General features: G+C 60.9%; 12 protein-coding genes. 7 read left to right on the forward strand and 5 right to left on the reverse strand.

The genetic code is table 11. The features are described 5' to 3' along the window. The first annotated feature begins 36 nt into the window (after positions 1 to 36). Complete coding sequence (betA, locus tag ACZ5A6_RS02650; protein ID WP_065658185.1) at positions 37 to 1,686, forward strand: choline dehydrogenase; 1,650 nt, start codon at positions 37 to 39, stop codon at positions 1,684 to 1,686. Positions 1,687 to 1,689: 3 nt separating this feature from the next. Here the strand turns inward: betA and ACZ5A6_RS02655 are convergent, their stop codons facing one another. Both ACZ5A6_RS02655 and ACZ5A6_RS02660 read right to left on the reverse strand, forming a co-directional pair. Further along, on the reverse strand, positions 1,690 to 1,989 hold the full coding sequence (locus tag ACZ5A6_RS02655; protein ID WP_080799191.1) for a type II toxin-antitoxin system RelE/ParE family toxin: 300 nt from the start codon (positions 1,987 to 1,989) through the stop codon (positions 1,690 to 1,692). Then, positions 1,986 to 2,258 (reverse strand): YlcI/YnfO family protein, encoded by a 273-nt coding sequence (locus ACZ5A6_RS02660; protein ID WP_003511882.1) that lies wholly within the window; start codon positions 2,256 to 2,258, stop codon positions 1,986 to 1,988. The genes ACZ5A6_RS02655 and ACZ5A6_RS02660 overlap by 4 nt, the downstream gene beginning before the upstream one ends. 146 nt (positions 2,259 to 2,404) lie before the next feature. Between ACZ5A6_RS02660 and ACZ5A6_RS02665 the strand changes: the two genes are divergently transcribed. Next, positions 2,405 to 3,748 carry a chloride channel protein gene (locus tag ACZ5A6_RS02665; protein WP_065688080.1) on the forward strand — a complete coding sequence of 448 codons (1,344 nt, stop codon included), beginning with the start codon at positions 2,405 to 2,407 and terminating at the stop codon, positions 3,746 to 3,748. A gap of 7 nt (positions 3,749 to 3,755) precedes the next feature. Here the strand turns inward: ACZ5A6_RS02665 and ACZ5A6_RS02670 are convergent, their stop codons facing one another. Next, a complete protein-coding gene (locus ACZ5A6_RS02670) occupies positions 3,756 to 4,508 on the reverse strand; it encodes a DUF3750 domain-containing protein (protein WP_003511884.1) in 753 nt (250 codons plus the stop codon). Between the two features lie 73 nt (positions 4,509 to 4,581). On the opposite strand from ACZ5A6_RS02670, the gene ACZ5A6_RS02675 reads away from it, so the two are divergent. Then, positions 4,582 to 5,574, forward strand: coding sequence for an asparaginase (locus ACZ5A6_RS02675; protein WP_174061562.1), 993 nt, complete (start codon positions 4,582 to 4,584; stop codon positions 5,572 to 5,574). Positions 5,575 to 5,819: 245 nt separating this feature from the next. Further along, positions 5,820 to 6,440, forward strand: a complete 621-nt coding sequence (locus ACZ5A6_RS02680; RefSeq protein WP_013635651.1) for a glutathione S-transferase family protein — start codon at positions 5,820 to 5,822, stop codon at positions 6,438 to 6,440. Between the two features lie 97 nt (positions 6,441 to 6,537). Here ACZ5A6_RS02680 and ACZ5A6_RS02685 read toward each other — a convergent pair whose 3' ends face one another. Both ACZ5A6_RS02685 and ACZ5A6_RS02690 read right to left on the reverse strand, forming a co-directional pair. Then, a complete protein-coding gene (locus ACZ5A6_RS02685) occupies positions 6,538 to 7,197 on the reverse strand; it encodes a glutathione S-transferase family protein (RefSeq protein ID WP_003511889.1) in 660 nt (219 codons plus the stop codon). Between the two features lie 81 nt (positions 7,198 to 7,278). Next, a complete protein-coding gene (locus ACZ5A6_RS02690; RefSeq protein WP_003511890.1) occupies positions 7,279 to 7,794 on the reverse strand; it encodes a MarR family winged helix-turn-helix transcriptional regulator in 516 nt (171 codons plus the stop codon). Positions 7,795 to 7,935: 141 nt separating this feature from the next. Here ACZ5A6_RS02690 and ACZ5A6_RS02695 point away from each other — a divergent pair, with 141 nt between their 5' ends. The 3 genes from ACZ5A6_RS02695 (at position 7,936) to ACZ5A6_RS02705 (ending at position 12,338) form a co-directional block, all read left to right on the forward strand. Further along, a complete protein-coding gene (locus ACZ5A6_RS02695) occupies positions 7,936 to 9,468 on the forward strand; it encodes an MDR family MFS transporter (protein WP_065661270.1) in 1,533 nt (510 codons plus the stop codon). Positions 9,469 to 9,694: 226 nt separating this feature from the next. Beyond that, positions 9,695 to 10,711 (forward strand): ligase-associated DNA damage response exonuclease, encoded by a 1,017-nt coding sequence (locus ACZ5A6_RS02700; RefSeq protein WP_038490174.1) that lies wholly within the window; start codon positions 9,695 to 9,697, stop codon positions 10,709 to 10,711. 1 nt (position 10,712) lies between these two features. Beyond that, positions 10,713 to 12,338 (forward strand): cisplatin damage response ATP-dependent DNA ligase, encoded by a 1,626-nt coding sequence (locus ACZ5A6_RS02705; RefSeq protein ID WP_464111042.1) that lies wholly within the window; start codon positions 10,713 to 10,715, stop codon positions 12,336 to 12,338. Positions 12,339 to 12,577: the final 239 nt, after the last annotated feature.

A 12,577-nucleotide genomic window follows, 5' to 3' on the forward strand; every position in this document is an offset into this window, starting at 1 on the left:
AATCGGAACCAACGCTCATTGAAGAGAGAGCAAATCATGCACGCAGATTACGTCATCGTCGGTTCCGGTTCCGCAGGCTCCGCCATCGCCTATCGCCTGTCGGAAGACGGCCGTTATTCGGTGATTGTCATCGAGGCTGGCGGCTCGGATTTCGGGCCTTTCATCCAGATGCCGGCCGCACTCGCCTGGCCGATGAGTATGAAGCGCTACAATTGGGGCTATCTCTCCGAACCCGAACCGAACCTCGACAATCGCCGCATCACCGCCCCACGCGGCAAGGTCATCGGCGGTTCGTCCTCCATTAACGGCCTTGTTTACGTGCGCGGCCATGCCGAGGATTTCAACCGCTGGGAGGAACTGGGCGCGCATGGCTGGGCCTATGCGGATGTGCTGCCTTATTTCAAGCGTATGGAACACAGCCATGGCGGCGAAGAGGGGTGGCGCGGCACGGATGGGCCGCTGCATGTTCAGCGCGGGCCGGTCAGCAATCCGCTGTTCCACGCCTTCATTCAGGCTGGCGCGCAGGCAGGCTTCGAGCTGACAGACGACTATAACGGCTCCAAACAGGAAGGTTTCGGCCTGATGGAGCAGACCATCCATAATGGCCGCCGCTGGTCCGCCGCCAATGCCTACCTGAAGCCGGCGCTGAAGCGCGGTAATGTCACGCTGGTCAACGGCTTCGCCCGCAAGGTCGTCATCGAGAACGGCCGTGCCGTCGGCGTCGAAATCGAGCGCAGGGGCGGGGTGGAAACCATCAGGGCCGATCGTGAGGTCATCGTCTCGGCATCGTCTTTCAATTCGCCGAAATTGCTGATGCTTTCGGGCATCGGGCCTGCCGCTCATCTGAAGGACATGGGCATAGAGGTTAAGGCGGATCGGCCGGGTGTGGGTGCAAACCTTCAGGACCATATGGAGTTTTATTTCCAGCAGGTCTCCACCAAGCCGGTGTCGCTTTACTCCTGGCTGCCCTGGTTCTGGCAGGGGGTCGCTGGTGCGCAATGGCTGCTGTCGAAAGGCGGGTTAGGGGCCTCCAACCAGTTCGAGGCCTGCGCCTTCCTGCGTTCAGCGCCTGGCCTGAAACAGCCTGACATCCAGTACCATTTCCTGCCCGTCGCCATCTCCTATGATGGCAAGGCGGCTGCGAAAAGCCACGGTTTTCAGGCACATGTCGGCTACAACCTGTCGAAGTCGCGCGGCAATGTCACGCTGCGTTCCGCCGATCCGCATGACGACCCGGTCATCCGCTTCAACTATATGAGCCACCCGGAAGACTGGGAAAAATTCCGCCATTGCGTGCGCCTCACGCGCGAGATTTTCGGCCAGAAAGCCTTCGACGATTTTCGCGGGCCGGAAATCCAGCCGGGCGAAAAGGTGGAGACGGACGAACAGATCGACGCCTTCCTGCGCGAACATCTGGAAAGCGCCTATCACCCCTGCGGCACCTGCCGGATGGGCGACAGGAACGACCCCATGGCCGTCGTTGATCCCGAATGCCGGGTGATCGGCGTGGAGGGGCTGCGGGTCGCCGACAGCTCGATCTTCCCGCACGTGACCTACGGCAACCTGAACGGTCCCTCGATCATGACGGGCGAAAAGGCGGCGGACCACATCCTTGGCAAAACCCCGCTGCCGCGCTCCAATCAGGAGCCGTGGGTAAACCCGCGAGCGGCTGTCAGCGACCGGTGAGGGTCAATGGTAATCATCCTCACGCTGGTGGCGAACGGCGGCAATGGTGACTGTTTCCGGGCCGTCGATGCGGAACAGCACGATATAGCCGGATGACCCGAACGGCACGAGGAGTTCACGTATCAGCCCGTTTTCAGAAGATGCCTTACGGCAACTGAAGGGAAATTCGCTGAGAATGTCTAATCCTGCTCTTATGGCGTGAATGGCCTTCTCGGCCACATTGATGTCGTATGCGATCAGAAAATCATAGATGCGATCGAAATCCGCCAGTGCTTCTTCGGTATGACGAAGCTGATATGTCATTTCCGTTTCGCGGCTTTCGCAGCATCGAGTTTTCTTTGCATCATCGAAAGAACATCGTCGGTGCTATAATAGACACCGGTGCGCTCCGCTTGTTCGAGCGACGCCAGCCCGCGCGCAATGAATTCCGCCTGCGATTTGCGGATTTCCACCTGCCTGCGGACCGAATCCTCGACAAATGACGATAGCGTCTCGCCGTCTTTCAGAACGCTTTCTGCCGCCTCGCGGAAATCCGCCGTTACACGCAGCGAAGGCAAAGTTGCGGTTTTCATCTTTTCTCTCCATGCGTTGCATTTGCGATGCGCAGCTTCTGCCGTCTGTCGCAACGAGTCAAATGCAAAACTTGCAATCGCCGGCTGGCAGGCCGATAAAAGGGCCTCCCGCCCGACAATAACTGAAATCACCGATCTGGATCCCCATGCCCGTCGACTACAAAAAGCTGAAGATGCTCCGCCGTTCCCGTGTTGTGTGGGGTTCATGGCGGGTGTGGAAGCCGAGGGCGGTTTTCTGGATCGGCGCGCTTGCAGTCGGCATCATCAGCGTCGGTTTTGCCTGGGCGGCGGATCGCGCCCAGCATCTTTTCTTCTCGGCAACATCTTCCGGCGAATGGGCGTTTCTGCTGCCGCTTGTCGTGACGCCGCTCGGTTTCACGCTGTGCGCCTGGCTGGCGCTGACGGTTTTTCCCAATGCTGGCGGCAGCGGCATTCCCCAGGCCATCGCCGCGCGGCACCTGCGTGACGATGCGGATCGTTCGCGGCTCCTGTCGCTGAAACTCGCTTTCGGCAAGGTCTTGCTGACGGTCGTCGGGCTTTTGTCCGGTGCGTCGATCGGGAGAGAGGGACCAACCGTGCAAGTCGGGGCCTCGATCATGCTTCAGGCGGCGCGCTGGGGCGGCATGGCACAGGCAAAAGGTCTTATTCTTGCCGGATCAGCGGCGGGTATTGCGGCAGCGTTCAACACACCGCTGGCCGGCATCGTGTTTGCCATCGAGGAAATGAGCAAGACCTACGAATCCCGGGCAAACGGCCTCGTCCTTACCGCCGTCATCCTGTCCGGCCTTGCCTCGCTGGCGCTGGTCGGCAGCTATACTTACTTTGGCACCAGTTCCGTCATGGCGAAAACCATGATGGACTGGCTGCTCGTGCTGGTCTGCGGCATTGGCGGCGGTGCGTTCGGCGCGCTGTTCAGCGCGGGGGCGCTGCGCCTGTCCGCGCGCATCCGGCGCTTCGCCCAGGCCATGCCGCCAAGGCGCATGCTGGCGGTTGCCGCCGCCTGCGGCCTTGCCTCCGCCGTCATCGGTATTGCAACTGATGGCGCGACCTTCGGAACGGGTTACGAACAGGCGCGCGCCGCAATCGAGGGCCAGGCCGCACCGGCATTCTTCTTCATCGAAAAGCTGGCGGCCACGTTTCTGGCGATGATGTCGGGCATTCCGGGCGGTATATTCGCGCCGTCGCTGTCCGTGGGCGCGGGCTTTGGCAGTACGATGGCGACTTTGCTGGGTACGAGCATCGGCCTTGGCGCCATTGTCGGCATGGCGGGATATTTCGCGGGCGTGGTGCAGGCCCCCATGACGGCTTTCGTGATCATCCTCGAAATGACCGGCAATCATGACGGCGTCATCCCCATCATGGTGGCATCGATGCTGGGATATCTAACCTCCCGGCTTTTCTCCCGGGAGCCGCTCTATCACGGCCTGTCGCGTGTTTTTATTGCCCAGAGCATCCGCGCCAAACGCGCAGCACAGGCCGCTGAGACCTGACCCGACTTTACGCGCGGATACCCGCCACTCCGAAATAGCCAAGTCCCGGTATCTTCACGCCGGGCCGGCTGAAATCGAAGCCCGCGACCAGGCCGAGGAAATTGACCTCGAAGCCACTGCGTGCGCCCGCCGAAATACCGAACAACCCGCCAAGCGAGAGGCTAGCATCCTTCCAGTCGTCGGCGACGTGGTAAAACGCGCCGTTGGGCAGATAGTCGCGGCCCACCGCGTCTGATGGCAGAACCACACCGAGCTCCGGCACGCTGCGCAGCACATGGGCAACGAAAGTGTTGGAGTTGGGACCGGGATAGATACGATAGCCGCCCGGTTTGCCATAGGGATAGTCGGCAATCGCCTGTTCGATCTTCGGGATCAGTTTTTCCGCTGCCGCCCCATGAATGGCCACCACCTGACGCGGCGTGTTGGAATACCAATAGGCATCCGCCGGATAGCCATTGTGGCGTATCGGCATTCCCCAGCCCACCTTGTCGTAGCGATCGTAGGCCGTCGCGCCCGGCTTTTTCAGCACGATCCAGGCATGGCTGGCGACGGAGCCTTTAAAGCCACCGGTCATGGCGGAAAAAACGTAAACCGCCGCCTGCCGGTCGGCACCTGCTTGCGGCAGGGTGCCGGAAGAAGACCAGCGCGCGTCACGCCAGCCCTGCGGGTGATCCCTCATGGCCCACAACCCCGCCGATGCCAGAGCTGGCAGCAGATAGATGATGGCAATCGCCAGCAGCAGACGTTTTGCAAATTTCACTGATAGCCTCGTGCATCGAAAAATCAATTGCGCTATCAACGACATAAAATCAGAACTTTTTGAGGCCGCAAAAATGAACAATTCCGTTACCGTCGAAGTCCTCAGGGGCAGTCTGGTCGAAAGCCGCCACCAGGGTCTTGCAGTGGTGGTGGATGGCGATGGTGGCGTCGTGTTTTCAGCTGGCGATGTCGAGCGCGGCGTTTTCCCGCGTTCTGCCTGCAAGGCCATGCAGGCGCTGCCGCTGGTGGAAAGCGGCGCGGCGGATGCCTATGGCTTCGGCAATCGCGAACTGGCGCTTGCCTGCTCTTCCCATTCCGGCGAGGACGAACACGCGGCGCTCGCCGCCTCCATGCTCGCAAGGGCAGGCAGGGATTTGGATACGCTGGAATGCGGCGCGCACTGGTCTTCCGACCAGAAGACCATCATCCATCAGGCCCGCACGCTGGAAAAGCCGACAGCGCTTCACAATAATTGCTCCGGCAAGCACTCCGGCTTCATCTGCGCCTGCTGTCACACAGGCACCGACCCCAAGGGCTATGTCGGTTACGACCACCCCCTGCAGCGCGAAATCCGCGCGACGATGGAAAGCCTGACGGGTGCGACGCTTGGCCATGACAATTGCGGCGTGGACGGTTGCTCGATCCCCACTTATGCCGTGCCGCTCAAGGGTCTGGCGCATGGTTTTGCCAAGATGGCGACGGGCAGGGGGCTGGAGGCCGGGCGCGCGCAAGCCTCCCGCCGGCTCTTTGACGCCTGCATGGCGGAACCCTTTTATGTGGCGGGCACCGGTCGCACCTGCACCAGGCTGATGCAGATCGCGCCGGGCAGGATTTTCGCCAAGACCGGTGCGGAAGGCGTGTTCGTGGCCGCACTGCCGGAAAAGGGCATCGCCATGGCGGTGAAATGCGAAGACGGCACGACGCGTGCGGCGGAAGCGATGATTGCCGCAATGCTGGCGAAATATTTCGATGGCGCCGAGAACGAGGCGCTGCTTGCCATGGCAAACCGGCAGATGCGCAACTGGAACGGCATCCACGTCGGCGATATCCGCGTCGTCGGCCTCTAGAGGCATCTCCTGTAAAACTGCGCAGCGGCTTTACGTCCGGAACACGCGTAAAGACAAAAAATAAGGCGCGCGGTATGCCTTCGGTTAAACGCGACGCGCTTCAGAAATAACCTTTGACGCGGCCCGCTGCCGGCAGGATGATGGATTGCCCTTGCATGTGATGGTCTGCCAGATCGCCGCCGCAGGGGCTGGCGTCTGCACGCGAGGAGGTGGGCGCCCCTCATTGCCCTGGAGGTTGCATATCCATGTTCACACTGTTTTTCTCCCCCGGTTCCTGCTCCCGCGCCAGCCATATCGTGCTTGAGGAATCCGGCCTGCCTTACACGGCCCATCGCGTCAACTTCGCCGAGGGCGAGCAGCGCTCCGAGGCATTCCTGAAGATCAACCCGAAAGGCCGCGTGCCAGCGCTGGCAACGGCAAGCGGGGTGCTGACGGAAACGCCTGCCATCCTCGCCTTCATTGCGCAGATGGCTCCGGAGAAGAAACTCGCCCCACTCGACGATCCCTTCGAATTCGCCCTGATGCAAGCCTTCAACGCCTTCATTTCCTCCACGGTGCATGTCGCCCATGCGCATGGCCGGCGCGGCAGCCGCTGGGCGAGCGAGGATAGTTCCCTGGCGGATATGAAAGCGAAGGTGCCGCAGACCATGACCGATTGTTTCGAACTGATCGAGCACGGCATGCTGCACGGTCCATGGGTCTTGGGCACCGCCTATTCGGTCGCCGATCCCTATCTATTCGTCATGTCCGGCTGGTTGGAAAGCGACGGCGTGGATATCGCCCGCTTCCCGAAGGTGCATGATCACTTCAGGCGCATGAACGAGCGCCCGGCCGTGCAGCGGGCGCTGGCGGGTGAGAAGGGGTGATGTGCTAAAAAGCTTGCTTCGTCGTCCTCGGGCTTGTCCCGAGGATGACGTCGAGTGCGAAGAGAGGTCTGCCAACTATCCCCACTAGTGCCTTCGTTCACGCCGCCTCGGCGGCCCGGCTGTCCCACATGGACTTGAATGCCGTGCGGGCCTGGCAGCGCTCCAGCCAGGCTTTCAGCGCCGGATGGGCGTCAAACAGCGGCTGGTGGCCCTGCGCGTAACGGACGATCTCCGCCACGTTGAGATCGGCGACGGTGAAACGGTCGCCTACCAGATAATCGTGGCTGGCAAGATGTTGCTCCAGCACCCGGAAGGGCCGCCTCAAGAGGCGCGCGGCGACATCGATCACCGCTTTGCCGGCATCGCTTTCCGAAAGCCCTTCGGCGATGGCGGAGGAAATCTTCAGCGAATTGGTCTCGATTTCGGTCGCTGCAAAGAACGACCATTGCAGCATCGCCGCATCTTCCTTCAGGTCGACCGGTGCGAGCGGTCCGCCATATTTGCGGACGAGATAAAGGTTGATGGCCATGGATTCATAAAGCACCATGCCGTCATCTTCGATGCAGGGGATGGTGCCCATCGGATTGATGGCCAGAAACGCGGGGGACAGCGTGTTGAGTGGCGCGTCTGCGGCCAGGGGATCGGCAACGCGGCGGGCCTGCACGACAGGCACGTGCTTGAATTCCATGCCCAGTTCCCCGGCAAGCCAGAGCGTGCGCGTGGCGCGGGAACGGTAGACACCATAGATCGTCAACATCGAAGTCACCCTTTTACCTTTTCGATGGCGGCACGTTAAGGTCTCGTCCTTTTAAAGTGAAGTTGTGGATGTCAGGGTCAACTATGATTTTTTCTGATCCGTCAGGAGGTCCGTATCCGGTGACAGCCGGGCCTCGAAACGGTCGATGAACCGATCGAAAAGCCGGGCGAATGTCTCGACATCCTCCTCCGGCCATCCATCCATCACGTCCTGGATGACGCTCATCTTGGTCCGGCGCATTTCCTGCAGCAGACTGGTGCCAAGTGGTGTGATCTCGACGATGCTGCGGCGGGCATCCTCCTGCGAGACGCCGCGTTTCAACAGGCCGCGCCCGACCATATCCGCCACCACCCGGCTGCCGCGCGAGGGGTCGATGCGCATGCCCTCGGCAATCGCACCAACGGTGACATCACCGTCCGCGCGGCGCAATATATCGAGAACGTCGATATGGGAGAGTTCCAGACCCGGAGCCACCTTGGCAAGCGCCATGCGCCCGATGATGCGCCGTCCGATCATGATGCGCATACGCGTCATCGTATTGCCGATGCGCTTGATGTCTTCGGGCAGATCCTCGTTCCAGTCTTCCTCAGTCGACACGCTCAGCCGTTCCTTTCAATCCCGATTTGCGATCACATTTAGCGCCAATATCATGGATGTCAAAAACTTGCCATTGACATATATATGCTAATAGCACACAAATTGTCGCAGCAAAATTGCCGAAACTCAACGAGATTTTTCATGGATATGTCCGTTGCCCCCGTGGCGCCGCTTGTGTCGGATCACCGGCGTAGGCTCATCGTTTTCCTGTTTCTGATGCTGGCCATGTTCATGGCTACCCTCGACAACCAGATCGTCTCGACAGCGCTGCCCACCATCGTCGGCGAGTTCGGCGCGCTGGAGCGTTTCGGCTGGATCGGCTCGGCCTATCTTCTGGCGACCAGCGCGGTCATGCCTGTTTATGGCAAGCTCGGAGACCTGTTCGGGCGAAAATACGTGATGATCGCGGCGGTTATCATCTTCACGCTCGGCTCGCTCGCCTGCGGGCTGGCCTGGTCGATGGATAGCCTGATCGCGGCCCGCGTGCTTCAGGGCCTTGGCGGCGGCGGCATCATGGTTTCGATCTTCTCCGTCAATGCCGATCTGTTCGAACCGCGTGAAAGAGCCCGTTACCAGAGCTATTCCAGCCTCACCATCATGGCGTCGGGCAGTGTCGGGCCTATTCTCGGCGGCACGATGAGCGATCTGTTCGGCTGGCGGTCGATCTTCCTCATCAACCTGCCACTCGGGCTTATCGTCATCACCGGCCTGATTTTCCTGCTGCCCTACCGCCGTCCCGCGCGTCAGCCGAAGATCGACTATCTCGGCGCCGTCTTGCTGGCAGCGACGATCGCAAGCGTCGTCTTCTGGGCCGACAGCAGCGAATTGTTCGGTTCGCTCATCGCCGGTCCCAGCCTCGGTATTATCGCTTTCGCCGTCATCGCCGCATTCCTCTGGGTGCAAGTGGAACGTCGCGCGCCGGAACCCGTGGTGCCGCTCAGGCTCTTCAAGGACAGCAGCTTTCCGCTGTTGATGATAGTTTCATTGACCAGCGGCGGTATTGGCATCGGCATGGTCAATTATTACGCGCTGTTCCTGCAGACCACGACCGGGCTTTCCCCATCCCATGCCGGCCTGTTCTTCATCGCCGTCACCGGCGGCATCGTCATGGGTTCCCTGTCGGCCGGGCGGTTGATCTCGATCACCGGCGTCTATAAGCCGTTTTCGGTGGCCGGGCTCACTATCAATGTCATCGCCATGCTGCTCTTCACGCAGATGCATGCGGGAACGCCGCTTTGGCTGATTGCGATTCTCATGCTGGCGCAGGGTTTCGCCGTCGGCCTCGGCCAGCAGGCACCCATTATCGGCGTGCAGAATTCCGCGCCGAAGGCCGATATCGGTGCCGCAAGCGGCGCGGTGACGCTCACCCGCATGGGCGGCGCAGCAATCGCCATCTCGGTCTATGGCGCGATCGTCACCTCCAGCCTCAAGGGCGTTGCCGTGACCATTCCGGGTGTCGGAAGGATTGAGGAATTGACGCCGAAGATGCTCTCCGAACTGCCCGCGGCATCGCAGGCAGCCGTTGCCTCGCTCTATTCGGATGCCTTCACGCCGCTGTTCTTCGCAGCCGCCGCAACCGCAGCCATCGGCCTTGCCGCAGCACTGATGCTGAAACCGGTCCGGTTACCAGCCGCAGCACAGGCGGCCAAGCCGGCGGAAAGTGCGGGGGAGTAAGGGGCGGCTGTCCCTATAAGGCGCGGTGAACTCGAGCTGTGCCTTCCTCCGGCAACTTGCTCTTCCCTCATCCCTGTGAGAAGCACAAGGATGAGGGATGGTTCCGGGCCTTTCCAATATGCCCGTGACCTCTGAGCGCGAAAACAAAACCGCACCCCTGGAAATTTAACGCCCGTTCCGCGTTATGCTCGCAGCACTTTAAATTCGCGCGGGCGGCCCTATCTCAATGAATATGAAGCCGGAACAGCTCCTGAACTCCACGCCCAAGGGTCTTTATTGCCCGCCGGGCGATTTTTATATCGACCCGGTGCGGCCGGTGGCGCGCGCGTTGATAACCCACGGCCATTCCGATCACGCCCGCGCCGGCCACGGGGCGGTGCTGGCCACACGCCAGACGCTCGATATCATGCGCATCCGTTACGGCGAGGACTTCTGCGGCAGCGAGCAGGCGGTCGCATTCGGGGAGACGGTGGAGGTAAACGGCGTGACTGTCGGTTTCCACCCGGCGGGCCATGTGCTGGGTTCGGCACAGATCTCCGTGGAAATGAACGGCATGCGCATCGTTGCCTCCGGCGATTACAAGCGCGGTATCGATCCCACTTGTACACCCTTCGAAACGGTGCCGTGTGATGTCTTCATCACCGAGGCCACCTTCGGGTTGCCGGTGTTTCACCACCCGCTGCCGCGGGTGGAAATCGGCAAGCTGCTCACCTCCATCAAGCAGTTTCCCGAGCGCACCCATCTGGTCGGCGCTTATTCACTCGGCAAAGCGCAGCGCGTTATCAGGCTCCTGCGCGACAATGGTTATGCCGATCCCATCTATATCCACGGCGCGCTGGCGCGGCTCTGCGATTATTACGTGTCGCAGGGCATCGATCTAGGTGATCTACGCCCCGCGACGCTTGAAAAAAGCGATCCCGCCATCTTCAAGGGCGCGATCGTCGTCGGCCCGCCCTCTGCATTTCAGGAGCGCTGGGCGCGTCGTTTCAACGAGCCGCTGATCGCATTCGCGTCCGGCTGGATGATGGTCCGACAGCGGGCGAAACAGGGCGGCGTGGAGCTGCCTTTGGTCATCTCCGACCACTGCGACTGGCCGGAACTGCTGGAAACCATCAAGGAAATTGGCCCGCAGGCCGTCTGGGTCACGCATGGTCGCGAGGAGGCGCTGGTGCGCTGGTGCGAATTGCAGGGCATTGCTGCCAAACCGCTGCATCTTGTCGGTTACGAAGACGAGGGGGATTGAGATGAAAGCCTTCGCCACCCTTCTCGACCGACTTGTCCTCACCCCATCGCGCAACGGTAAGCTAAAGCTTTTGACCGATTATTTCCGCGATACGCCTGACCCAGACCGGGGGTATGGGCTAGCGGCGATTGCCGGCACGCTGGACCTCAAAAGCGTCAAGCCCGCAATGCTGCGCGAGCTGGTGCTGGAGCGCATGGACGAGGTGCTGTTCCGCTATTCATACGATTATGTCGGCGACCTGGCCGAGACCATCTCGCTCGTCTGGGGCAATATCGGCGGTCTGGATGATTCCGAGGCGCAGGATCCCCGTCTTGGCGAAGTCGTGACGCTGATGAATTCGCTCGGCCGCACCGAGGTGCGCGGAGCGGTGCGCGATCTGCTCGACCGGCTCGATACCTCCTCGCGTTTCGCCTTCCTGAAACTCGCAACCGGCAGCCTTCGCATCGGCGTTTCGGCGCGGCTGGCGCGGCAGGCACTGGCGGATTTCGCGGATAAGGACATCATCGAAATCGAAACCCTCTGGCACGGTCTGACGCCGCCTTACACGACGCTTTTCGCCTGGCTCGAGGGCAAGTCCGAGCGACCGGTTCTGGCGACGCCCGCCATCTTTCACTCGGTAATGCTGGCCACCCCGGTTGCAGACGGCGATCTCGATGGTCTGGACCCGGCCGATTATGCGGCCGAGTGGAAATGGGACGGCATCCGTGTGCAGCTTTCCCGCGCAGGCGAGACGCGCAAACTCTACTCCCGCTCCGGCGACGATATTTCCGGCGCATTTCCCGACGTGCTCGATGCCATCGATTTCGAAGGCGTGATGGATGGTGAATTGCTGATTGGCGGCACGGCGCGCTCCAACAATCTCACGCGCACCTTTTCCGACCTTCAACAACGGCTGAACCGCAAGACGGTGACGGTCAAGATGCAGGATGACTATCCGGCCTTCATCCGCGCCTATGACCTGCTGTTCGATGGTGAGAGCGACATTCGCGCGCAGACCTATCTAGAACGCCGTGGCCGCCTGTCGGATATCATCGAACATGCCCCGCATGACCGCTTCGACCTGTCTCCGCTCATCGGTTTTTCAACATGGGACGAGCTGAATACGCTTCGCGCCGCGCCACCCGATCCGGTGATCGAAGGCGTCATGATCAAGCGCCGCGACAGCGCCTATCAGGCCGGCCGGGCCAAGGGGCCGTGGTTCAAGTGGAAACGCGATCCCTACAATATCGATGCTGTCATGATGTATGCGCAGCGCGGCCATGGCAAACGCTCGAGTTATTATTCCGATTTCACCTTCGGCGTTTGGGCGGAAGGTGAGGATGGCGAACAGCTGGTGCCGGTTGGCAAGGCCTATTTCGGTTTTACCGATGCGGAGCTTGAAGTGCTGGACAAGTTCGTGCGCGACAATACCGTCGAGCGTTTCGGGCCCGTGCGCGCGGTGCGCGCCACGCCGGATTTCGGTTTCGTGCTGGAGGTGGCTTTCGAGGGCATCAACCGTTCCAACCGCCACAAATCCGGCGTTGCCATGCGGTTTCCACGTATTGCGAGGCTTCGCGCCGACAAACTCCCGGCGGAGGCGGATCGCCTGGCGACGCTTGTGGCGATGATCGATGGCGTTGATGGGTAGGGGTCTCCGCTGTCTCCCTCATCCCTGTGCTTGTCACAGGGATCCAGCCAGCCCAAGTCCTTGGGCTGATGGGACTCTTCCCGCCGCGCCGATGCGCGTCGACTGGATTCCTGTAACAAGCCCAGGAGTAAGGGAATGTTTCGTCCAGAAAATGCCATGATGGCTGCGAATACATTGTTGTCATTCGCGACTCCGTGATTGGACAGCCTCTCGCCGCAGTGCTGAACTGCTTCTAATGT

This window comes from Agrobacterium sp. 6Ca8 (assembly GCF_055382765.1).